Genomic DNA, 22,465 nt, shown 5'->3' with positions numbered 1-22,465 from the left:
AATTTCAGTCAACCACGCCTGGGCAGATCGTCGGACTGTCATGCTTGTCTTCGGGCAGGGTTCTGTCCATGCGACGCGACCTGGCAGTCAGGGCGGCGCTCGAACGCCGCCTGCTCACCCCCGACCGCCCGGTGGCCGCGCTGCTCGACCTTGACGGGGTCAGGGAAGCGGCCACCGCACTGCACTCGGCCTTCGCCGAAGTGACCGCGCCCGGCCAGCCGGTGCTGCACACGTTCGCCGTGAAGGCGGCCTCGCTCGTGCCGGTGCTGCGGCTGCTCGACGGCTTCGGCGTCGGCTGCGAGGTGGCGAGCCCCGGCGAGCTTGCGCTCGCCCGCGCGGCGGGCCTGGCGGCCGACCGCATCGTGCTCGACTCCCCCGCCAAGACGGAGGCGGAGCTGCGCGAGGCGCTGGCCCTCGGCATCGCGCTCAACGCCGACAGCGCCCAGGAGCTGGCCCGCCTCGACGCGCTCATCGCGGACGAGCCGACCTCGGCGCCCCCGCTCGGCCTGCGGATCAACCCCCAGCTCGGCGGCGGCACGATCGACGCGATGAGCACGGCGACGCCCACCGCCAAGTTCGGCGTGGGGCTGCGCGACCCGGGCGCGAGGGAGTGGGTGGTGCGGGCGTTCGTCGACCGGCCCTGGCTGACGCGCCTGCACTGCCACGTGGGCTCGCAGGGCATGGCCCTGGAACGGATGGCGGCGGGCGTGCGCGCCCTGTACGAGCTGGCCGAGGAGATCAACGAAGCGGCGGGCACCCGGCGTGTGGACACGCTGGACATCGGCGGCGGGCTGCCCGTGGACTTCGCGTCGGACGAGAGCGCGCCCGCGTTCGCCACGTACGCGCGGCTGCTGAGGGAGACCGTGCCGGGGCTGTTCGACGGGCGATACGGGCTGGTCACGGAGTTTGGCCGCTCGCTGCTCGCCAAGTCGGGCCTGGTGCTCGCCCGCGTCGAGTACACGAAGACGACCGGCGGCCGCCCGATCGCGATCACCCACGCGGGCGCGCAGGTGGCGGTGCGCACGGTGTTCGCGCCCGCCTCGTGGCCCCTGCGGATCGCGGCCTACGACGCGACCGGCGCGCCGAAGCGGGGGCCCGCGGTGCGGCAGGACGTGGCGGGCCCGTGCTGCTTCGCGGGCGACCTGGTCGCCCGCGACCGCGCCCTCCCCGCGCTCGAGCCCGGCGACCTGGTGGCCCTGCTCGACACGGGCGCGTACTACGCCTCGACCCCGTTCGGCTACAACGCCCTCCCCCGCCCCGGCATCTACGGCTACCACGCGGATGAGGCCACCCCCACGACGTTCACCACCCTGCGCCGCCCGCAGACACTGTCCGAGCTGGTCCAGGAGTACGGCGGCGACTGCTGAACGCACCGCGTGCCCGCCGAAGGCCGTCGGACAACGGCCGCGCGCACCGCGGCGCGGAATGGCCGACTCACGTCGCGAGGAGCACCGCTCGGGGAGGACGGCGCGGGCAGGACGGCGCGGGCAGGAGCCCTGGACACCGCTTCGCGGTGGCGGGCGTGGAGCCGGTGGCACACGGCGCCCGCCGCACCCCGGGCGCTCCGCGGCGCACCGGCGCGTGGCCCCCGCCCTCCACGACCTCGGCCGCCCCGCCCCAGGGGCGGGCGAATACCCCGGGCACCGCGCCAGCGGGGGCCTCACTCCAGGAACAGGCCGCGCTCCGCCGCGCGGACGTCGAAGTGGTCGAGGCGCGGCTGGGCGTCCGGCAGGGCGTCACACAGCGCCTCGAGCACCAGGCGGCCAAGCAGCAGCGGCCCGCACGCCGTGTCGAACGACAACGCCGTGCTCACCGGGGCCGAGAGCAGCAGGTCGTCGGGGTGCGCCACGGGCGCCACCGCGCTGTCGGCCACCGTCACCACCCGCAGCCCGGCGCCCCGCGCCGCGTCGAGCGCGTCGCCCACCTCGCGCGGGTGGCGCGGCAGCGCGAAGCACAGCAGCGCGCCCGCGCCCGCCTCGGCCGCCGCCTCGATGCGGTCGATCAGCACCGAGCCGCCCGTGTCGAGCAGCCGCACGTCCGGGTGGACCTTGGCCGCGAAGTAGGCGAAGCCGTACGCCTCGGCCGCCGCCGCCCGCAGGCCGAGGACCGGCAGCGGGCGCGAGCGGGCGAGCAGCCGCCCGGCCTCGGCGATCCGGTCGGTCAGATCGGGCTCGGCGAGGGCCGCGGCGAGCAGCCGCAGGTGGTCGATCTCGGCGAGGACGGCCCGCTGGTGGGCGTTGACCGGCTCGGCGGGCCCCGGCCCTTCGGCGGCGACGCCCTTGCCGTTCCGCAGGCGCTCGCGCAGCCGCCGCCGCAGCGCGGGGTAGCCGTCGAAGCCGAGCGCCACCGCGAAGCGGGTCACCGAAGGCTGGCTGACCCCGGCCCGCTCGGCCAGCTCGACGCTGGAGAGGAACGGCGCCTCGTCGCCCGCCCGCAGCACGCACTGGGCGATGCGCCGCTGGGTGGGGGTCAGCCGATGGCCGTCGAACAGCGCCGCCAGCCGTGCGCTCGCCTCGCTCATCCGGCAGATTCTATGCGCCGGAATTGGGGGGCTACCCCTAGTGTCAAGGGGGGCAGCTACCCGTACGGTGAAAGTCATGATGAGTGGCCGAGACGCCGACCTAAACCAGGACTCCGATCTCAAGCGGGATCTCGAGGCCGCCGTGCAGACTCGCAAGGAGCTGGGCGAGACCTACGAGACGGAGCTCGTGGAGTCCTTCCTTGAGAAAGTGGAGCAGCACATCGACAGCACGGTCGACAAGCGGGTGCGTCGGCAGCTCGCGGAGCAGCAGATGGTGATCGCGCGCGGCGGGCGTTCCCCGGCGGCCGGTGACGAGGGCGGCGGCCCGGGGCCCGCGTTCGGCCTGGCCGCGCTGTCGCTCGTGCTCGCGATACCGCTGTCCGCCATCGCCGCCGTGCAGACGGGGCTCGCCGGGCTGCTGATCTGCTGGGGCGGCATCGTCGGGGTGAACGCCTGCTACGCGGGGCGCGACGTGCTGCGCCGGGGCCTGGGCGGCGGCGACCGCGAGGGCTGGGACTGAGCCGGGGTCGGGGCCGGGCGGCGGGGAGAGGTTGGCGGGGACCGCCGCACCCCGGCGCGAGCGCCAGGGGCGGGACGACGGCGGTCCCCGCGGGGACGCGGGCCGGGTCGGGGCCTCGCGTCCGGGCGACCAGGGAGGTCCGGGAGCCGCTCCGGAGGTCTCTGGTGCCGACACCCAGAACTCTGCCGGAGCGGTGTTAACGACGCGTTGCCCGGCCGTGACACTTCAGGATCTCTTACGCCACGTCGCTATTTCTCCCCGCGCGACGCGCGCCCCCGCGCGCCACCCGCGCCCCCGGCCAGCGGCCCGCGCCCCCGCGTCACCTCTCCCCGGCCAGGAACGCCAGCAGGTCCTGGCGGCTGACGACGCCCGTGGGCTTGCCCTCCACCAGCACCACCGCCGCGTCCGCGCCCTTGAGGACGGCCATCAGGTCACCCACCGGCTCGCCCGACCCGACGTGCGGGAGCGGCGCGCTCATGTGCTTCTCCAGCGGGTCGTCCAGCGCCGCCCGCTGCGTGAACAGCGCGTCCAGCAGCTCGCGTTCGACCACCGAGCCCACGATCTCCGCGGCCATCACGTCCGGGTGCCCCGCGCCCGGCTTGACCACCGGCATCTGCGAGACGGCGTACTCGCGCAGCACGTCGATCGCCGCCCCGACCGTCTCGTCGGGGTGCATGTGGACGAGCGACGGCATGCCGCCCTCCTTGCCGCGCAGCACATCCGCCACGCGCGTCTGCGGGCCGCCGTCCTCGAGGAAGCCGTAGTCGGCCATCCACTCGTCGTTGAAGATCTTGCTGAGGTAGCCGCGGCCGCCGTCGGGCAGCAGGACCACCACGACGTCGTCAGGCCCGAGCCGCCGCGCGACGGTGAGCGCGCCGACGACCGCCATGCCGCACGAGCCGCCCACCAGAAGGCCCTCCTCCCTGGCCAGGCGGCGGGTCATGCGGAAGGAGTCCTTGTCGGAGACGGCGACGATCTCGTCGGCGACATCGGGGTCATAGGCGGTCGGCCAGAAGTCCTCGCCGACGCCCTCCACCAGGTAGGGGCGGCCCGAGCCGCCCGAGTAGACCGAGCCCTCGGGGTCGGCGCCGATGACCTGGACGCGACCCTCGCTCACCTCCTTGAGGTAGCGCCCCGTCCCGGTGATCGTGCCCCCGGTGCCGACGCCCGCGACGAAGTGGGTGACGCGGCCCTCGGTCTGCCGCCACAGCTCGGGGCCCGTGGTCTCGTAGTGGGACCTGGGGTTCTCCGGGTTGCTGTACTGGTCGGGCTTCCAGGCGCCCGGCGTCTCCCTGACCAGCCGGTCGGAGACGTTGTAGTACGAGTCCGGGTGCTCGGGGTCGACGGCGGTGGGGCACACGACGACCTCGGCGCCATAGGCGCGCAGGGTGTTGATCTTGTCAAGGGACACCTTGTCAGGGCAGACGAACACGCAGCGGTAGCCCTTGCGCTGGGCCACGATCGCCAGGCCGACGCCGGTGTTGCCCGACGTGGGCTCCACGATGACGCCACCGGGGCGCAGCTCGCCCGACCGCTCGGCCGCCTCGATCATCCGCAGCGCGATCCGGTCCTTCACGGAACCGCCGGGGTTGAAGTACTCCACCTTGGCCAGCACGGTGGCGGAGATGCCCTCCGTCACCGCCGAGAGCTTGACCAACGGGGTATTGCCGACAAGGTCGATCATCGACTCGTAATACTGCACTGGTTCTCCGGACCTCAGGGATTCACTGGGGACGGGGTGGGGACGGGTTCTTCCGCCCACCGGAGCTTGAACCCTATTGCGTTGCGCGGCGGGCCGCGCTGGGCACGACACAAGTGGAGGCACGGCACGGACGGGAGGCGTGGAACGCGGATGTCGAGGGCGAGGGTGGCGCGAAGGATCGCGACCGCCGCGGCGTACGGCGGCGGGGGGCTCGGGCTGCTCGGCGGCGCGGCGGCCGGCCTGGTGCTCACCGAGGTGCGGTACACGCGCTGGCGCGTCGGCAAGGGCACCGACGAGGAGCCACCGGTGGCCGAGGGCATTTACGGAACGGCGTTCGCGTCAGCGCCGGGGCCGCCCTGGCGGCTTGCGATGCTGGGCGACTCGACGGCGGTGGGCCTCGGAGTGCGGCGCGCGGGGCAGACGCCGGGCGCGTTGCTCGCCTCGGGGCTCGCCGCGGTGTCCGAGCGCCCCGTCGAGTTGCACAGCGTCGCGCTCTCGGGCGCCGAGTCGTCCGACCTGGAGCGGCAGGTGTCGCTCCTGCTGACCGAGCCGGGCCGGGCGCCCGTGCCGGATGTGTGCGTGATCATCATCGGCGCCAACGACATCACCGGGCGCGTTCCCCCGGCGCGTTCCGTCAAGCACCTGGCCGAGGCGGTGGCCAGGCTGCGCACCGCGGGCTGCCAGGTCGTCGTGGGGACCTGCCCCGACCTGGGGTCCGTCGAGCCGATCGGGCAGCCGCTGCGGTGGATCGCGCGACGCCTGTGCCGGCAGCTGGCCGCGGCGCAGACCATCGCAGTGGTCGAGCTCGGCGGCAGGACGGTGTCGCTCGGGGCGCTGCTCGGGCCCGAATTCGCCGCGAATCCACGGGAGTTGTTCGGCCCCGACCGCTACCACCCCTCGGCGGACGGCTATGCCACGGCCGCGATGGCGCTGCTGCCCACGGTGTGCGACGCGGTGGCCGCGTGGCCCGCCGAGGAGCGGGCCGAGGCCAGGCGGCGCGAGCGGCTGCTCCCCGTGGCGGCCGCGGCGGTGCGCGCGGCGTCCGAGAGCGGCACGGAGGTGAGCGCGGCGGACTCGGGCGGCAGGCGCGCGCCCTGGGCGCTGATGCGCCGGCGCAGGCGCCGCCCGCTCCCCGAGGAGGAGCGGCACCCCGAGCACCAGGACGAGGGCCGTCACGAAGAGGGTCAGCAGGACCGCGAGATGACCCCCATGTGATAGCCAGGCACGTGACGGCCGCGCCGGCACCCGGCGCGGCCCACCGCACAGCCAACGGGAGGCACCGTGCCAGAAGCAGTGATCGTCTCCGCCGTACGCTCCCCCATCGGGCGGGCGTTCAAGGGATCGCTCAAGGAGCTGCGCCCTGACGACCTGACCGCCGCCATGGTGCGGGCGGCCCTCGACCGGGTGCCTGAGCTCGACCCGGGCGACATCGACGACGTGATGCTCGGCTGCGGCATGCCGGGCGGCGAGCAGGGCCACAACCTCGCCCGCGTGGTCACCGTCGCCCTGGGCCTCGACGACGTGCCGGGCTGCACGGTCACCCGGTACTGCGCGTCGTCGTTGCAGACCACGCGGATGGCGTTCCACGCGATCAGGGCCGGGGAGGGCGACGTCTTCGTGTCGGCGGGCGTCGAGACGGTCTCGCGCAGCGTGAACGGCTCGTCCGACGGCCAGCCCGGCACCCACAACCCCCTGTTCGCCGCCGCCGGGGCCAGGACCGCCGAGCGCGCCGAACACGGGGGCCAGGGCTGGGAGGACCCTCGGCTCACCGGCGAACTCCCCGACGTCTACATCGCGATGGGCCAGACCGCCGAGAACCTGGCGCGCGCGAAGGGTGTCACGCGCGAGGAGATGGACGCGTTCGGCGTCCGCTCGCAGAACCTCGCCGAGAAGGCCATCGCGGACGGCTTCTGGCAGCGCGAGATCACCCCCGTCACCACCCCCGACGGCACGGTGGTCGCCGCGGACGACGGGCCGCGCCCCGGCGTCACCCTGGAGGGCGTGGCGGGCCTAAAGCCCGCGTTCCGCCCCGACGGCCTGGTCACCGCGGGGAACTGCTGCCCGCTCAACGACGGCGCCGCCGCGCTCGTGGTGATGTCCGACACCAGGGCGCGCGAGCTGGGCCTGACCCCGCTCGCGCGGATCGTCTCCACCGGCGTCTCGGCGCTCTCCCCCGAGATCATGGGCCTTGGCCCGGTCGAGGCCAGCCGCAGGGCGCTGGCCCGCGCGGGGATGTCCATCGGCGACATCGACCTGGTGGAGATCAACGAGGCGTTCGCCGCCCAGGTCATCCCGTCCTACCGCGAGCTGGGGATCGACCTCGACCGGCTGAACGTCAACGGCGGGGCCATCGCCGTGGGTCACCCCTTCGGGATGACGGGCGCGCGCATCACCACCACGTTGATCAACTCCCTGAGCTGGCACGACAAGCAGATCGGCCTGGAGACGATGTGCGTGGGCGGCGGGCAGGGGATGGCGATGGTGCTCGAGCGCCTTTCCTGAGCGGGGCGCGCGGTGCGCATGGTAGACAAGTGACTCCCGTCACCCGGTATATCCGGGCGATACCGAAGCGGGCCCGGGATGTGATCCATGTCGGCACCCAGGACGAAGCCGCAGGTCGGCGGGGTGCGGGGGGCGTGTTCAGGACGAAAGACCCGTCCCATTCATGACCTTGCGCACTGCACGCCGTGGCCGCGCCCCGGAAACCTGGGATAAGAAGTCAGGGACCAAGAGCACTGGGAGCGACTCCGTGAGCGCCATATCCGTGATCCTGCTGGCGGCGACAGGCACCGCCCTTGCCCTGGGCGCCATGGCCCTGCGCACCACCCTTCACCTGCGCGCCGAGCTGGCCACGCTCACCGGCGAGCTGGCCGAGCGCGCCGCCGACGACGAAGCGCGCCCCGCGCCCGCCGCGATCCCCGCGCAGGAGATCAGGCGTGCGGTGGCCGAGGCGCTGGCCGACGAGCGGGAGCGCGAGCTGGCCGAGGCGCGGGCGTACTGGGCCGAGCAGGAGGCCAGGGAGCACGAGGGTCCAGGGGCGCTGCTCGCCGGGCGCGGGCTCGGATACGAGGTCGCGGACGCCGACGAGGAGTTGCTCGACGCCCTGCTCGAACGCTATCTGCTGAGCGATTCGGGCTATCCGGCTGGCGAGCGTGGCGAGCCCGAGGCCGGGAGCGGGGATTCGCCCGAGCTGGCCGCGGCCCGGCGCCGCCACCCGTCGCACCCGGGGTTCACGCTCTCGGGAGAGCCCGTGGAACGCGGCGAGGCGGAGGAGTACCGGCGCACGGCCGACCGGCTGGCGCGCCTCGCGGACGCGCACACGCCGCTCGCGGACGTGCGGCGTGGGCCGCTGGGCACGCTGGACATCTTCCTGTTCGCCGACGGCACGACGCTGTGTCTCTCGCCGAGCCACCAGGAGGCGGCGGAGCGGCTGGCCATGGCGGTGCGGGAGGGCGACTGCCCGGTGCTGATGGGTGGTTCGGCGGTGTCGGGGGCGTTCGCGCTGACGTTCTCGTGCGGCGCGGACAGCGTGTACCTGCTGGCCGACCGCGTGGTCGCGTCGTCGTACCTGAGCGAGTGAGGAGCGGCCCGGTGGAGCGCGTGGACGGCGCGGAGAGCGTGAACGACGGGGTGGACGGGGTGGACGGGGTGGGCAGCGCGGGCGGCGTGGACACGGGGCCGCTGGACGCGGCGGTCGACGCCGAGGCGGACCGGCTGCGGCGCCTGCCGGAGAGCAGGCTGCGCCGGGGCGCGGCGGCCGAGGCGCTCGCGCTGGCCCGCGCGCTGGCCGACCGGGCGCAGCGCCTCGAACGCCCCGGCTTCCCGCCGCGGCCCTTCCCCGACGCGGGGATCCACACGGTGGGCGACCAACTCGCGGTCGCGGGGCACGACCTGTCCGAGGCGCTGCGGGCGGTGGGCGAGGAGGCGCGGGCGCGGCGGGAGTTGGCCGAGGCCCTGGCGCTGCTGCCCCGGCGGCGCGGCTGACGCCGAGGGATACGGACAGCCGGAAGGGCCCCCGCGTCGGCGGGGGCCCTTCCGGCTGTGTCGATGTCCTGCCGCCAGGGGCGGCACGCGCGTTAGTCGCCCTGAAGGATGGCGATCAGGCGCAGGAACTCGAGGTAGATCCAGACCAGGGTCAGGGTCAGGCCGAACGCCGCCAGCCAGGACTCCTTCTCCGGGGCGCCATAGGCGATGCCGTCCTCGACCATCTTGAAGTCAAGGGCGAGGAAGCACGCGCCCAGGACGACGCCGATGATGCCGAAGACGACGCCGAGGCCGCCGTCCCGCAGGCCCAGGCCGTTGCCGCCGCCGATCATGGCGACCACGACGTTGACCAGGGACAGCAGGATGAAGCCGAGCGCCGCCGCCATCACGAAGTGCATGAAGCGGGTGGTGACCCGGATGATCCGCTGCTTGTACATGAACAGCACGCCGGCGAAGACCGCCATGGTGCCGATCACGGCCTGCATCGCCGCGCCTGGCGCGGCAGCGTTGATCGCGTTGCTGATGGAGCCAAGGAAGAGGCCCTCGAACACCGCGTAGGAAAGGATCAGCGCGGGGGACGCCTCGCGCTTGAAGGACTGCCACAGGCCGAGGCCGAGGGCGACCAGGGCGAAGAGAACGCCGAGGCCCACCGGCATGTCGGTGACCCAGGCGACCGTCGCCGCGGCGACCACGGTGCCCAGCGTGAGCGCGGTGCGCGAGACGACGCTGTCGATCGTCATCGCGCCGGCGCGCGTGGGCGCCGGTGGCACAGCTCCGCCCTGGGGACCCACCTGCGGCTGCGCGTAAGGGTTCCCCGGCTGCGCGTAAGGATTGGTCGGTGCCCCAGCGTACGGATTCCCGGTCTGCGGCTGCGGTCCGGCGTTGAAGCCGGCGTAGCCACCGTCCCGACTGAACCCCCGACGCGTGAAGACCGGGTTGCTGCTCCTCATCTCACTCCTCCATGGCCGCACGGCACGGCCTTGCCTACCAGAGTAATGCGTTAGCAAAGACTGCAGGGTAGTGCACTCGTAGAAACGAGCGGTAGGGGTGTGTTGGTTCCCTCTGCACGCCCCTGCCCGCTCAACGAGCGGGCCGGGCGGCGAATTCCCCCCGCCCGTCCAGCTTCTCGCGGGCCAGTGGGGTCAGGGGTGGCGGTGCGGCCGTTCGGCCAGGTGGGCGGGCCGGTCGCGTGCGCCACCGCGTCGGCGGGCGCCGTGGGCCACCGAGGCAGGGAGCCCGCGCGACACACATCGCGCGGCCGCGTCGGGTCCTCGAATCGTTCGCGCCACGTGACCTGGTACCTGGCGATCCCTGCCCGCGTCGTTTGTGCGCGGGGCGCAGGCCCGCCACCCGGGGGTGAGCGTAGATCTGTGGGCCCCCACGGGCCCCCGCGCGACGCGGGGTTCGGTCAGAGAAGGGGGTGTCTCTGCTGGTCAGAGAGGCAAGGCTCTGGGTGCCCGGAGCCGGACTTGAACCGGCACGGCCCGAAGGCCAGCGAGTTTTAAGCTCACCGTGTCTGCATTCCACCATCCGGGCACAGATCCCAAGCCGTACCGGGCGCGTCCGCGCCAGTCTCTGTACTGAGCTTATCCGGCCACTTCCCCTGAACACCGGTGCCCTAGACAGAAGTTGTCTGATTTTATGAGCCCCTGATGGCGCATCACCATCACGGAGGCCGGTCACAGGCCGATCGGGCCGCTGGAAGGCCCTGTTCCGCCGTTCGAGGAATGACGCAAATCAACCCTCCGCATCCACTTAGGTACGCAGGGATGTCGCCCGCGCCCACCAGGCGGGTCGCGCTCGTCTCCTACCTGAGGAGGACTCGGGGGCGGCGCGGGTACCTCTGAAGAACGCCACCGAACCCACACGCGGAGGGATCCCGGGCCCCGACGCCCTCCGCGAGGATGGTGGTCCGGCCACCGACCCGTCCGAAAGCCGCCGTTCGACGAACGACAGGAGAGACCCGTGTCCACCTTCCCCGCTCCGCCTCCCGCCCACGCGACCGCCGTGGCGGCCGCGCGAGCCACGGACCTGACCAAGGTCTACGGGGAGGGGGAGACGAGAGTCGTGGCGCTCGACGGGGTCTCGGTGGAGTTCGTCCAGGGCCAGTACACCGCGATCATGGGCCCCTCGGGGTCGGGCAAGTCCACGCTGATGCACTGCATGGCCGGGCTCGACACGGTGTCCAGCGGCTCCACCCGCATCGGGGACACCGAGCTGACCAACCTGGGCGACAAGAAGCTGACGCAGCTGCGCCGGGACCGCGTCGGCTTCGTGTTCCAGACGTTCAACCTGCTGCCCACGCTCAACGCCCTCGAGAACATCAGGCTCCCCATGGACATCGCGGGCCGCAAGCCAGACCAGGCGTGGATGGACCAGGTCATCACGACCGTGGGCCTGGCCGACCGGCTCAAGCACCGGCCGAGCCAGCTCTCCGGCGGCCAGCAGCAGCGCGTGGCAGTGGCCCGCGCGCTGGCGGGCAAGCCCGACATCGTCTTCGGCGACGAGCCCACGGGGAACCTCGACTCCCGCGCCGGGGCCGAGATCCTGGGCTTTCTGCGCAACTCCGTGCGCGAGCTCGGCCAGACCGTCGTCATGGTCACGCACGACCCCGTCGCCGCCTCCTACGCGGACCGCGTCATCTTCCTGGCCGACGGCCGGATCGTCGACGACATGCCGGACCCGACCGCCGAGCTGGTGCTTGAGCACATGAAGCGCTTCGACGCCAAGGGACGCACCAGCTGACACGCGCGCCGCCCCGGCGCCGCCCCACGCCCACCGTTCACCGGTCTCACCCCCATACACCCCCTAGGTGCCGCTCCATGTTCAGAACCGCCCTGCGCAACGTGCTCGCGCACAAGGCCAGGCTCTTGATGACCACCCTCGCGGTGCTGCTCGGCGTGGCCTTCGTGGCAGGCACGCTGGTCTTCACGGCGACCCTCTCCGAGGCGTTCCAGCGCAGCTCGGAGGAGGGCCTGACCCATGTCGACCTCGCCATACAGCCGGACGAGGACAGCGAGGCCGCCGAGTCAACGCCAGGCGGCGCGCGGAACCTCGACCAGGAGCTCCTCGACGACGTGGCCGCCCTGCCCGGCGTGGCATCGGCCATCGGCGAGGTGACCGGCTTCGCCGCCCTGGCCGACCGGGAAGGCGACCTCGTCGGCGACGGCTTCGCCACCAACGGCGCCAACTACACGGCGGGCAGCGACGGCACGCCCGAGGACGAGCGCTACCCCATGGCCGAGGGCCGCGCCCCCGAGCGCGCGGGCGAGATCGCGCTCGACGCCACGACGGCCGAGCGCACCGGGTACGGCGTGGGCGACACCGCGCGCGTCTCGGTGAACGGCCCGGTGCGCGAGGAGACCGTCACCGGCGTCTTCACCACCGACGACGGCAACGTCGCCGCGGGCGGCACTCTGGTGCTCTTCGACACGGCGACGGCGCAGGAGCTGTTCACCGCGCCCGGCGCGTACACGAGGATCACCGTCACGGCCGAAGAGGGCGCGTCGCAGGAGGAGCTGCGCGCGGCCGCGGCCCCGCTGCTGCCCGACGACGCCGAGGCGCTGACCGGGGAGCGGCTGGCCCAGGAGCAGGCGGACACGATCGAGGCGACCACGAGCGGGATGCGGACCGCGCTGCTGGCGTTCGCCGGGATCGCGCTCTTTGTCGGCGTCTTCATCATCGCCAACACCTTCACCATGCTGGTCGCCCAGCGCACCAGGGAGCTGGCGCTGCTCCGCGCGGTCGGCGCGAGCCGCCGCCAGGTGACGCGTTCGGTGCTGATCGAGGCGCTCGCGGTGGGCGTCGTGGCCGGGGCCACGGGTCTCGCGGCGGGCATCGGGATCGCGGCGGGCCTGCGCTCCCTGATGAACGCGATGGACATCACCGTGCCGGACGGGCCGCTGGTCGTCTCGGGCTCGGCCGTGGGCGCCTCGCTCGGCGTGGGCGTCGTCGTGACGGTGCTGGCCGCGTATCTGCCCGCCAGGCGCGCGGCGAAGATCCCGCCGGTCGCCGCGATGAACAGCGTGCACGCCCCCGCGACATCGCGCGGCCTGCTCGTGCGCAACAGCATCGGCGCCCTGTTCGCGGCGGGCGGCGCCGCGCTCACGGTGGCGGGCATCGGCTCGGACGACAAGGGCGCGACGATGGGCGCGGGCGCGGGGCTGCTGGTGATCGGCGTCTTCATCCTGACGCCGCTGCTGTCGCGCCCGGTGATCGCCGCGACCAGGCCGCTGCTCGCGGTCTTCGGGGTCTCGGGCAAGCTGGCCAGGCTCAACGCCGTGCGCAACCCCCGCAGGACGGCCGCGACGGCGTCGGCGCTGATGATCGGGCTCACGCTGATCACCGGCATGACCGTGATCGCCGACTCGATGTCCAAGGCGATCGAGCGGATGGCAAGCGAGTCGCTGCGGTCCGACTACCTCGTCTCCATGGCCAACTTCGGTCCGCTCTCGACCGAGGTCGAGCAGATTCTGGCCGAGCGGCCCGAGGTCACGGTCATCACCGGTCTTCGGACCTCGCCCGCGCTGATCGCGGACGACCCGGACGCGCGGATCCTGACGGGCGCCGACCCGGCCGCGTTCCAGGAGCTGACCGATCTCGACTTCGAGCACGGCTCGTTCGAGGGCTTCGGCGGCACCGGCGTCCTGATGGACGAGACGACGGCGGACGACTTCGGCCTCGCGCCCGGCGACACGTTCACCACGACGTTCGAGGACGGCGCGTCCCAGGAGCTGACGGTCTCGGGCGTCTTCTCGGGGAACCAGCTGTTCACGGGCGTCGTGCTGGACAGCGCCACGCTCGACCCGCACATGGAGCGCGTGCAGAGCTTCGAGGTGCTGCTCAAGACCGAGGGCGGGGCGAGCGAGGCGACCAAGTCGGCCCTCGAGGGCGTCCTCGGCGACAACCCCGCGGTGCTCGTGCAGGACAAGGAGGACGTCTCCGAGGACATCGCCCATGTCTTCACGCTCCTGCTCAACATGCTGTACGCGCTGCTGGCCATGGCGGTCATCGTGGCGGTGCTCGGGGTGGTCAACACCCTGGCGATGTCCGTCTTCGAACGGAAGCAGGAGATCGGCATGCTGCGGGCGATCGGTCTTGATCGCCGGGCGACCAAGCGAATGGTGCGCCTTGAGTCGATCGTGATCGCGCTGTTCGGCGGGGTGCTGGGCGTCGGGCTCGGGCTCTTCTTCGGCTGGGCCGTCGGCGAGCTGATCAGCGACTATCTGACGACCTATGACACGGTGCTGCCCTGGGCGCGGATCATGATCTTCCTCGGCATCGCGGGCCTGGTGGGCGTGATGGCCGCGCTGTGGCCCGCGCGCCGGGCCGCGCGGCTCAACATGCTGGAGGCCATCAAGGCCGAGTGAGGCGGGGCTCCGCCCGCGGAACGAGGGGTGGTGGCGGGCCTGAGGCGGCCCGCCACCACCCCTCGCGGTCGTCGGGGGGCCGGTCAGGGGGTCAGCTGGCCTCGGTCCAGACGCGGGGGCGCAGCGGCAGCCCGGACGCGCCCCTGGGGGTGGGGCGGACGGCGAGGGTCTGGTTGACGCCGATGCTGCCGCGCTCGAACGCCAGGGCCGAGGCGGCCATGTAGAGCCGCCAGACGCGGGCGCGCCCGGGGCTGGTGAGCCTGACGGCCTCGGACCAGTGGCGCTCCAGGTTGCGCACCCACTGGCGCAGCGTCAGGGCGTAGTGCTCGCGCAGCGACTCGACGTCCCTGACCTCGAACCCCGCGCGTTCGAGCAGGGCGACGGTGCGGCCGACGGGGGCGAGCTCGCCGTCGGGGAAGACATAGGCGTCGATGAACGGGTCGGGCCTGTACGTCCTGCCTTCGGGCATCGGGCGGCGGGCGATCTGGTGGTTGAGCAGCCGCCCGCCGGGCCGGAGCAGCCCGAACACCTGCTCGGCGTACGCGCGGTAGCGGGTGGCGCCGACGTGCTCGGCCATGCCGACGGACGAGATCGCGTCGAACGGGCCGTCCGCCGTCTCGCGGTAGTCCTGGACCCGGATCTCCACGCGGTCGGACAGGTCCTCCTTGGCGACCCGGTCGCGCGCGTACGCGGCCTGTTCGGCGGAGAGCGTGATGCCCACGGCGCGCACGCCGTGGTGGCGGGCGGCGTGCAGCACGAGCGAGCCCCAGCCGCAGCCGACGTCGAGGAGCCGCTGGCCCTCGCGCAGGCCGAGCTTGCGGCAGATGAGCTCGAGCTTGGCGGTCTGCGCCTGGTCGAGGCCCGCGCCATCGGCGGTCTCCTCGCCCCACACGGCGCACGAGTAGACCATCGAGGGGCCCAGGACCAGCTCGTAGAACTCGTTGCCCACGTCGTAGTGGTGGCTGATGGCCTGCCGGTCGCGGCGCAGCGAGTGCAACGGGCCGGTGCGGCGGCGCACTTCCTCGGGGGGCAGGGGCGGCGGCACGGGGATCCGGGGCCCGGCGAGCTGGATGAGGTCGCGCCCCGCGGCGAGCGTATGGCGGGCCGGGGTGGAGCGTTCGGCCTGGATCGGCTCGAGCATGCGGCCGAGCACGGCGTAGAGGTCGCCCTCGACGTCGATCTCGCCCGCCACCCAGGCGCGGGCGAGACCCAGCTCCCCCGGTCTGAACAGCACCCGGCGCAGGGCCCTTCGGTGCCGCACCACGATCACGGGCCCGCCCGGCGGCCCGGCCTCGCTGCCGTCCCACGCGCGCAGCCTGACGGGCAGCGGGGATCCCAGGAAACGTTCGACGACCGTGGCGAGCCGGGGGGCGAAGGGCATGGGGACACACCTCCATGAATGAGGACAGGTCGGTGTCGATCAACCTTGGCACCCAGTGAGGGCTGAACGCCCTCAAGCCGCCGTCGATTCCCGCGGTGGGCCCCTTTTGGCAGACAGGTGCGGACCGGGGGACGAACGGCGAGGCGGGCGGCCATGTGGCCACCCGCCTCGTCGTGTCAGGCGTCGAACGCCGCGTCAGCCCGCCGCGGCGCGCTCCTTCTCGCGGCTGCCGCCGCCTCCCCCGCTCCCGCCGCCCTCGGCGGGCGGGGCGGGCGCAGCCGCGGCCGAGACCGGGGCCGCCGCCTCGTAGAACTCCTCGCGCGGGCGCTCCATGGCGCCGAGCGCCACGACCTCGCGCTTGAGGAACAGCGCCAGGGTCCAATCGGCGAAGACGCGGATCTTCCGGTTCCACGTGGGGACCGCCATGCCGTGGTAGCTGCGGTGCAGATACCAGCCGAGCCTGCCGCGGAAGCGGAGGGTCAGCTTCCCCAGCTTGATCATGGCCACGCCCTTGCGCAGCCCGAGCCCGGCGACGGCGCCGAGGCTGGAGTGCTTGTACTCCTTCTGCGGGAAGCCGCGCATCCCGGCGATCACGTTGTCGCCGAGGAGCTTGGCCTGCCGCAGCGCGTGCTGGGCGTTGGGCGGGCACCAGGCGTTCTCCTGGCCCGCGGCGCGGGCGGCCAGGTCGGGGACCTGGGCGTTGTCCCCGGCGGACCAGATGTGGTCGGTGCCGGTGACCTGGAGGGTGGGCTGGGTGTCGACGTGGCCGCGCGGGCCGAGCGGCAGACCGTAGTGCGCGAGCGCGGGGTTGGGCTTGACGCCCGCGGTCCACACGATGGTGCTCGAGTCGGCGGTGACGCCGTTGCTCAGCTCGACATGGCCGTCCACGCAGGAGACGAGCGACGTGCCGAGGTGGACCTCGATGCCGCGCCTCTTGAGGTGCTCCAGGCCCCAGTCGCCGAGCTTGGGCCCGACCTCGGGGAGGATCTTGTCGGCGACATCGACGAGGATGAACCGCATGTCCTCGCGGCGGATGCCGGGGTAGTACCTGGTGGCGTCGCGCGCCATGTCCTCGACCTCGCCGATGGTCTCCGCGCCGGCGAAGCCGCCGCCCACGAAGACGAACGTCAGCGCCTTGCGGCGGACGTCCTCGTCGGTCGTCGAGTCGGCCTTGTCGAGCTGCTCAAGCACGTGGTTGCGCAGGCCGATGGCCTCCTCGACGCCCTTCATGCCGATGCCCTGCTCGGCCAGGCCCGGGATGGGGAACGTGCGGGAGACGGCGCCGAGCGCGACGACGAGGTAGTCGAAGGGGACCTCGTAGGGCTGGCCGACGAGCGGGGAGACGGCGGCGACCCTGCGGTCCTGGTCGACGGAGGTGACCCGACCGGTCAGCACCTCCGCCTTGGGGAGCACGCGCCGCAGCGGCACCACGACGTGCCGGGGGGAGATGCTTCCGGCCGCCGCCTCGGGCAGGAACGGCTGGTAGGTCATGTACGAACGCGGGTCGACGACGGTGACGGTTGCCTCGCCGTAGCGCATCTTCTTCAGGATGCGGCGGGCTGCGTACAGACCGACGTACCCGCCACCAACGACGAGAATTCGGGGACGCTCCGTGGTGCTCATATCGTCGAGTATCCACCCGTCTCGGGGGCCAGCTCGTGAGGGGGTTCACAAGGTTTGTCGCGGGTTGTGCTAAAATCCCGCACCCGCTTGGGTGGGGTGACGCGACGCGAGGGTAACGCCGCAGGTGGGAGCGGTGCGCACGCGAGCCGGGCGCCGGGGACGCCGATGGCCCCGCGACGCACCCGGCGCGTTCCCGGTCCTCGGGGGGCCTTCCTGGCGACTCGGACACGCCAACGGCCCGCGCATCATGTGAAAAACTTCACGAGGGTTCCCGCGCGGGGCACGACATGCGGGGCATCAGGTCCGAGGTGCCGGGCCTGACCGATACCCTCCGCGGGATCACCACGGGCCTGTCCGCCACGATCCCGCTCCCCAACGGGGGTGCGTTCGCACCGTCTGCCGCGCCTGGTGCGGTGGATGGCCGCGGCGCCGCCGCTGGCGCTGCTGCGGCAGGGGGGCGTGTCCCTTGGCGGACTTGAGGCGGGCTGCGGTGACGTACTACGCCCCGGACGGCGGCGTGGGGCCGCTGGGCGACCGGCCGCGCGGCTGGTTCACCCGGGCCGAGCGCGTCACCGGGCTGGGGTGCCGCGCCGGTCGCGCTGACGACGGACGCGCACCGCGCGGGGAGCGTGCGCGCCCGGCATGTGCAGCAGCAGGCGCGGCGGTGCCGCGCGGACGACTCAGCGGCCGGTCCAGGGCACACGCGGCGGCACCGGTCCGGAGTAGCCTGGATGGGCGGCGCCGCTGTTTGTCAACCGTGTTTTCCCTGGTCATCCCCCTCGCCTGACTGCTCGACCTCGTCTGCGACGTTGTGCGCAATCCCGTCGAGGATGTCGTGCTCGCTCACCACGACCTCGCGCGCGCCAGTGCGTTTCATGACCTGCTGGAGGACCAGCGCCCCCGCGCCGATCACGTCCACGCGGCCCGGGTGCATGACCGGGATCGCGGCGCGTTCGCCGTGGGTCGCCGCGAGCAGGCGGGCCGTGACCTCGCGGACGCCATCCGCCGTGACCCTGGAGTGGTGGATCGCCGCCGAGTCGTACGCGGGCAGGCCGAGGGCGATGGCCGCGACGGTGGTGACCGAGCCCGCGAGGCCGACCAGGGTGTGGGTGCCGGTGAGCGGGACGCGTTCCGCCGCGAGGTCGAGGGCCGCCTCGATGTCGGCGGTCATCGCGGCGAGTTGGGCACCGGTCGGCGGGTCGGACAGGCCATGGCGCTCGGTCAGCCTGACGCAGCCGATGTCCACGCTGCGCGCCGCCCGCACCGCCGTGTCGCCCCGCACGAACTCCGTGGAGCCGCCGCCGATGTCGAGCACCAGATAGGGCGGCGGGACCGTTCCGCGCAGCTCGCGCGTGGCGCCCGTGAACGACAGCTCCGCCTCCTCGTCGCCCGTGATCACCTCGGGCACGACGCCGAGGATGTCCTGGACGCCGCGGGTGAAGTCGTCGCGGTTGGACGCGTCGCGCGACGCGGACGTGGCGACGAAACGCGTCCGGTCCGGCGTGATGCCGTACCCGCGGATCGCGGCGGCGTACGCGCGGCACGCGGCGAACGTCCGCTCCAGCGCCTCGGGCGCCAGGCGGCCCGTGCGGTCCACGCCCTGCCCCAGCCGCACGATCTCCATCCGCCGGTCGAGGTCGGCCAGCCGCCCGGTCGCCGGGTCCGCTTCGGCGATCAGCAGGCGGATCGAGTTGGTGCCGCAGTCGATCGCGGCGACCCGGGTCACCGGGTCACCTCGGAAGGCCCGTCCGCGTTCACATCCGCGCTCACACACGGCCCCTTGCGCCACCACTCGGGCAGCATCGCCAGCGCCTCGTCGCCCAGGGGGTTGACGCCCGGGCCCGCAGCGAGGGCGTGGGCGACCAGGACGTGCAGGCACTTGACGCGGTCGGGCATGCCGCCCGCGCTGGGGAAGCCGGGCAGCGGCCCGAGGGCGTCGCGGCGCGCGAGGTAGTCCTCGTGCGCGGCGCGGTAGGCGGCGGCCAGCTCGGGGTCATCGCCGAGGCGGACCGTCATCTCCTTCATCACGCCGTCCGCCTCGAGGGTGCCGATCGCGGAGGCGGCGCGCGGGCAGGTGAGGTAGTACGTCGTCGGGAACGGGGTGCCGTCGGGCAGCCGCGGAAGCGTCTCGACCACGTCGGGGTTGCCGCAAGGGCAGCGGTGCGCCACGGCGTTGAGGCCGCGGGGCGAGCGGCCGAGCTGGGCCTCGACGGCCGCGGCGTCCCGCGGGGTGGGGATGTTCACGGAAGGGTGCTCTCTGTCGAATCGTCGGCCCTGGGAACGGCCCCGGGCCCGTGGTGCCGGGCCCGTGGTGCCGGACCGTGGCACTGGTGTGCCCCCGCTCTAGCGTTGGTCGGCGCCGTCCGCCGCGTCGAGGCCCTCCCAGAGGTTCTCGTACCAGGGGCGGGCGGCCGGGGCGCCTCGGGTGGACAGGCGGTCGCCGCTGTCGTCCTCCGCGGCGCCCGGCAGGATGTAACCGGTCTCGCCGGGACGCACGAAGTTCAGCCGCTCGCGGGCCTGCCGCTCGACATAGGCCGGGTCCTGCCAGCGGGCCTTGGCGTCGCGCAGCTCCTCGACGCGCTGCCGCTCCTCCTCCGCCTGGCGCCGCAGGTCGTCCACCTCGGCGCGCTGCTGCACGTACTGGCGCAGGGGGTAGGCGAGGGCGACGATCAACGAGCAGACGACCAGGGCGAGAACGGCGGCCCTGCCGGTGAGGCGGCTGCGGCGGGGCGGGCGGCGCAGGCGCCGCGTCTGCGCGCGGTAGACGCGCGCCGCCGCCTGCTCGCCCAGTGCCCTGATCCTGGTGGCGGTCGAGAAACGGTCCCGGTCCGCGGCCACGACGCCTCCTGTTCGCCCGCCCGAGTGCCTGTCCCCGCCACCGTACGGGACGGATGGCGGGGACACGGCGATAGGGCCGCGGTCAGTCGCGGAAGCGGGGGAACGCGGAACGCCCGGCGTAGACCGCCGCGTCGTCCAGGATCTCCTCGATCCGCATCAGCTGGTTGTACTTGGCGACGCGCTCGGAGCGGGCCGGGGCGCCGGTCTTGATCTGGCCGCAGTTGGTGGCGACGGCCAGGTCGGCGATGGTGACGTCCTCGGTCTCGCCCGAGCGGTGGGACATCATGCACTTGAACCCGTTGCGCTGGGCCAGCTCGACCGCGTCAAGGGTCTCGGTCAGGGAGCCGATCTGGTTGACCTTGACCAGCAGGGCGTTGGCGGCGGACGAGTCGATGCCGCGCTGGAGCCGCTCGGGGTTGGTGACGAAGAGGTCGTCGCCGACGATCTGGACCTTGCCGCCGAGCTTCGCGGTGACGGCCGCCCAGCCGTCCCAGTCCTCCTCGCTCAGCGGGTCCTCGATCGAGACCAGCGGGTAGGACTCGACCAACCCCGCGTAGTACGCGATGAGTTCGTCGGCGGACAGGGACTTGCCCTCGAAGGTGTAGGCGCCGTCGGAGTGGAACTCGGTGGCGGCCACGTCGAGCGCGAGCGCGATGTCCTGGCCCGGGGTGTAACCGGCCTTCTGGATGGCCTCGACGATGAGGTCGAGCGCGTCGCGGTTCGACGCGAGGTCGGGGGCGAAGCCGCCCTCGTCGCCCAGGCCCGTGGACAGGCCGCGCTCCTTGAGGACCTTCTTGAGCGTGTGGTACGTCTCGGCGCCCCAGCGGACGGCCTCGGAGAACGACTCCGCGCCGATGGGGGCGATCATGAACTCCTGGATGTCCACGTTGGAGTCGGCGTGCGCCCCGCCGTTGAGGATGTTCATCATGGGGACGGGCAGCAGGTGCGCGTTCGGCCCGCCGAGGTAGCGGAACAGCGGGAGGTCGCGGGACTCGGACGCGGCGTGCGCGACGGCGAGGGAGACGCCGAGGATGGCGTTGGCGCCAAGTGAGGACTTGTCCGCGGTGGCGTCCAGGTCGAACATCGCCTGGTCGATGAGGCGCTGCTCGGTGGCGTCGTAGCCGACCAGCTCGGGGCCGATCTGCTCGATGACGGCGAGCACGGCCTTCTCCACGCCCTTGCCGAGGTAGCGGTCCTCGATCCCGTCGCGCAGCTCCAGCGCCTCGAACGCCCCGGTGGAGGCCCCGGAGGGCACCGCGGCGCGGCCGGTGCTGCCGTCGTCGAGGCCGACCTCGACCTCGACCGTGGGATTGCCTCGCGAGTCAAGGATCTCGCGGGCGACGACGACGTCGATGGACGGCACGGAGTTCTCCTTAGGTCCAGGTGGCTTGGGTGGCTGTTGTCGTTGGCGTCGTGAAGCCCTCTGAGCCTAACCGCCCCGCGGACCGGCGCTCGCGCACGGTCGTGGCGATCCCGCGGGGGACGCCCCTTCGCCGCAGCTCAGAGGCGGTGCGATCTTTTTGTTTACAAGGTGAAGAAAACCCGGTGCGGGGCGGCGCCCCGCACCGGGTGAGGGTGGGTCAGCCCACCGCGGCCTCGCGTCAGAGGGTGAGTTCCTGACCGGGGATGATCAGGTCGGGGTCGTCCCCGACCACACCGGTGTTGTCGGCGTACAGCTGGTACCACGTGGTGCCGAACGCGTCGGCGATGGCGGAGAGCGTGTCGCCGCGCACGACCGTGTACAGGTCGCCCGAGGACTCGGCCGAGCCGGTGGGCGCCTCAACGCTCGGCTCGGGGGCCGGGGCGGGCTCGGGCTCGGGAGCGGGCTCCGGCTCGGGGGCCGGGGCGGGCTCCTCGGCGGCGCCGCCGGTGTCCACGTCGGCGGCGGGGCCGCCCGCGGACAGTCCGGCCTGCGCGCCGCAGACGGGCCAGGCGCCCGGGCCCTGCATGCTCAGCAGCTCCTCGGCGGCGGCGATCTGCTGGTCCTTGCTCGCCAGGTCGGCGCGCTCCGCGTACTGGGTGCCGCCCGCGGCCTCCCAGCTGGACTGCGAGAACTGGAGCCCGCCGTAGTAGCCGTTGCCCGTGTTGATGGACCAGTCGCCGCCCGACTCGCACTGGGCGACGGAGTCCCAAGTGTCGACGGAGGCGGCGCTCGCGCCGGTGGCGCTCAGCAGCGGGATGGCGACCGCGGCGCCGGTGACGGAGGCCGCCGCGGCGAGACGGGTCGGCTTGGACGGACGGCGATGACGGCCCTTGCCCGTGAACAGCATGTCGTTCCTTCTCACCGACGCCTGCGAGGTGAGCTGTCGGGTTCGGGCCAGGTGAGTGCCCGGCCCCAAGGGCGCCTGTGCCCCCGGGACTTCACCCCAAGCCGCCCTCGGACCTGTGGGTCCGGCGCGGCGTCCGAGGCCCGGTGCGGTGCGCTCCGGGTCGCGGGTTCGGGTCCCCCGCTCCTGCCTACGGTGGTGCGCGATGGTGGTCTCCCGGGCCGACGGCAGGATTCGGCGTTGACGGCCTCGGCACCCGA

General features: G+C 73.2%; 18 protein-coding genes, 1 tRNA gene and 1 riboswitch. Of the genes, 8 read left to right on the top strand and 11 right to left on the bottom strand.

Annotation, left to right across the window (positions count from 1 at the left end):
- Positions 1 to 68 precede the first annotated feature (68 nt).
- The gene (locus DEH69_RS23290) at positions 69 to 1,367 is read left to right on the top strand and encodes a diaminopimelate decarboxylase (protein WP_113688953.1); all 1,299 of its coding nucleotides are present in this window, start codon (positions 69 to 71) and stop codon (positions 1,365 to 1,367) included.
- A gap of 293 nt (positions 1,368 to 1,660) precedes the next feature.
- On the opposite strand, the gene DEH69_RS23285 is transcribed toward DEH69_RS23290, so the two are convergent.
- On the bottom strand, positions 1,661 to 2,521 hold the full coding sequence (locus tag DEH69_RS23285; RefSeq protein WP_113688952.1) for a MurR/RpiR family transcriptional regulator: 861 nt from the start codon (positions 2,519 to 2,521) through the stop codon (positions 1,661 to 1,663).
- A 79-nt stretch (positions 2,522 to 2,600) separates the two neighbouring features.
- Here DEH69_RS23285 and DEH69_RS23280 point away from each other — a divergent pair, with 79 nt between their 5' ends.
- Positions 2,601 to 3,041 (top strand): hypothetical protein, encoded by a 441-nt coding sequence (locus DEH69_RS23280; RefSeq protein WP_113689005.1) that lies wholly within the window; start codon positions 2,601 to 2,603, stop codon positions 3,039 to 3,041.
- A 319-nt stretch (positions 3,042 to 3,360) separates the two neighbouring features.
- Here DEH69_RS23280 and DEH69_RS23275 read toward each other — a convergent pair whose 3' ends face one another.
- Entirely contained in the window at positions 3,361 to 4,743 is a 1,383-nt protein-coding gene (locus tag DEH69_RS23275) for a cystathionine beta-synthase (RefSeq protein ID WP_113688951.1), read from the bottom strand.
- 150 nt (positions 4,744 to 4,893) lie between these two features.
- On the opposite strand from DEH69_RS23275, the gene DEH69_RS23270 reads away from it, so the two are divergent.
- The 4 genes from DEH69_RS23270 to DEH69_RS23255 all read left to right on the top strand — a co-directional run bounded on the left by DEH69_RS23270 (position 4,894) and on the right by DEH69_RS23255 (position 8,727).
- Positions 4,894 to 5,958 (top strand): SGNH/GDSL hydrolase family protein, encoded by a 1,065-nt coding sequence (locus DEH69_RS23270; protein ID WP_113688950.1) that lies wholly within the window; start codon positions 4,894 to 4,896, stop codon positions 5,956 to 5,958.
- Between the two features lie 66 nt (positions 5,959 to 6,024).
- The gene (locus DEH69_RS23265) at positions 6,025 to 7,245 is read left to right on the top strand and encodes an acetyl-CoA C-acetyltransferase (protein ID WP_113688949.1); all 1,221 of its coding nucleotides are present in this window, start codon (positions 6,025 to 6,027) and stop codon (positions 7,243 to 7,245) included.
- Positions 7,246 to 7,492: 247 nt separating this feature from the next.
- Positions 7,493 to 8,323, top strand: a complete 831-nt coding sequence (locus tag DEH69_RS23260) for a hypothetical protein (protein ID WP_113688948.1) — start codon at positions 7,493 to 7,495, stop codon at positions 8,321 to 8,323.
- A 101-nt stretch (positions 8,324 to 8,424) separates the two neighbouring features.
- Positions 8,425 to 8,727, top strand: coding sequence for a hypothetical protein (locus tag DEH69_RS23255; protein ID WP_113689004.1), 303 nt, complete (start codon positions 8,425 to 8,427; stop codon positions 8,725 to 8,727).
- 92 nt (positions 8,728 to 8,819) lie between these two features.
- Here the strand turns inward: DEH69_RS23255 and DEH69_RS23250 are convergent, their stop codons facing one another.
- Together DEH69_RS23250 and DEH69_RS23245 are read right to left on the bottom strand one after the other, a co-directional pair.
- Complete coding sequence (locus DEH69_RS23250) at positions 8,820 to 9,677, bottom strand: Bax inhibitor-1/YccA family protein (RefSeq protein ID WP_113688947.1); 858 nt, start codon at positions 9,675 to 9,677, stop codon at positions 8,820 to 8,822.
- A 504-nt stretch (positions 9,678 to 10,181) separates the two neighbouring features.
- A tRNA-Leu gene (locus DEH69_RS23245) sits at positions 10,182 to 10,263 on the bottom strand.
- A 429-nt stretch (positions 10,264 to 10,692) separates the two neighbouring features.
- Here DEH69_RS23245 and DEH69_RS23240 point away from each other — a divergent pair.
- A complete protein-coding gene (locus tag DEH69_RS23240) occupies positions 10,693 to 11,472 on the top strand; it encodes an ABC transporter ATP-binding protein (protein ID WP_113688946.1) in 780 nt (259 codons plus the stop codon).
- Positions 11,473 to 11,549: 77 nt separating this feature from the next.
- The gene (locus tag DEH69_RS23235) at positions 11,550 to 14,096 is read left to right on the top strand and encodes an ABC transporter permease (protein ID WP_113688945.1); all 2,547 of its coding nucleotides are present in this window, start codon (positions 11,550 to 11,552) and stop codon (positions 14,094 to 14,096) included.
- A 91-nt stretch (positions 14,097 to 14,187) separates the two neighbouring features.
- On the opposite strand, the gene DEH69_RS23230 is transcribed toward DEH69_RS23235, so the two are convergent.
- The 7 genes from DEH69_RS23230 to DEH69_RS23200 all read right to left on the bottom strand — a co-directional run bounded on the left by DEH69_RS23230 (position 14,188) and on the right by DEH69_RS23200 (position 22,208).
- Positions 14,188 to 15,477, bottom strand: a complete 1,290-nt coding sequence (locus DEH69_RS23230; protein ID WP_113688944.1) for a cyclopropane-fatty-acyl-phospholipid synthase family protein — start codon at positions 15,475 to 15,477, stop codon at positions 14,188 to 14,190.
- 195 nt (positions 15,478 to 15,672) lie between these two features.
- Entirely contained in the window at positions 15,673 to 17,100 is a 1,428-nt protein-coding gene (locus DEH69_RS23225; RefSeq protein ID WP_113688943.1) for an NAD(P)/FAD-dependent oxidoreductase, read from the bottom strand.
- Between the two features lie 751 nt (positions 17,101 to 17,851).
- Complete coding sequence (locus DEH69_RS23220) at positions 17,852 to 18,826, bottom strand: Ppx/GppA phosphatase family protein (protein ID WP_113688942.1); 975 nt, start codon at positions 18,824 to 18,826, stop codon at positions 17,852 to 17,854.
- Positions 18,823 to 19,344 (bottom strand): DUF501 domain-containing protein, encoded by a 522-nt coding sequence (locus tag DEH69_RS23215; RefSeq protein WP_113688941.1) that lies wholly within the window; start codon positions 19,342 to 19,344, stop codon positions 18,823 to 18,825. Before DEH69_RS23215 ends, DEH69_RS23220 begins: the two co-directional genes overlap by 4 nt.
- A gap of 99 nt (positions 19,345 to 19,443) precedes the next feature.
- On the bottom strand, positions 19,444 to 19,938 hold the full coding sequence (locus DEH69_RS23210; protein ID WP_113688940.1) for a septum formation initiator family protein: 495 nt from the start codon (positions 19,936 to 19,938) through the stop codon (positions 19,444 to 19,446).
- A gap of 82 nt (positions 19,939 to 20,020) precedes the next feature.
- Positions 20,021 to 21,301, bottom strand: coding sequence for a phosphopyruvate hydratase (gene eno, locus DEH69_RS23205; RefSeq protein WP_113688939.1), 1,281 nt, complete (start codon positions 21,299 to 21,301; stop codon positions 20,021 to 20,023).
- 238 nt (positions 21,302 to 21,539) lie between these two features.
- On the bottom strand, positions 21,540 to 22,208 hold the full coding sequence (locus DEH69_RS23200; RefSeq protein WP_113688938.1) for a transglycosylase family protein: 669 nt from the start codon (positions 22,206 to 22,208) through the stop codon (positions 21,540 to 21,542).
- A gap of 3 nt (positions 22,209 to 22,211) precedes the next feature.
- Positions 22,212 to 22,345, bottom strand: a riboswitch (cyclic di-AMP (ydaO/yuaA leader).
- Positions 22,346 to 22,465 lie beyond the last annotated feature (120 nt).

The sequence above is a fragment of the Streptomyces sp. PT12 genome (assembly GCF_003311645.1).
Classification (GTDB): domain Bacteria; phylum Actinomycetota; class Actinomycetes; order Streptomycetales; family Streptomycetaceae; genus Streptomyces.
This window is presented reverse-complemented; position numbering and strand designations above follow the sequence as displayed.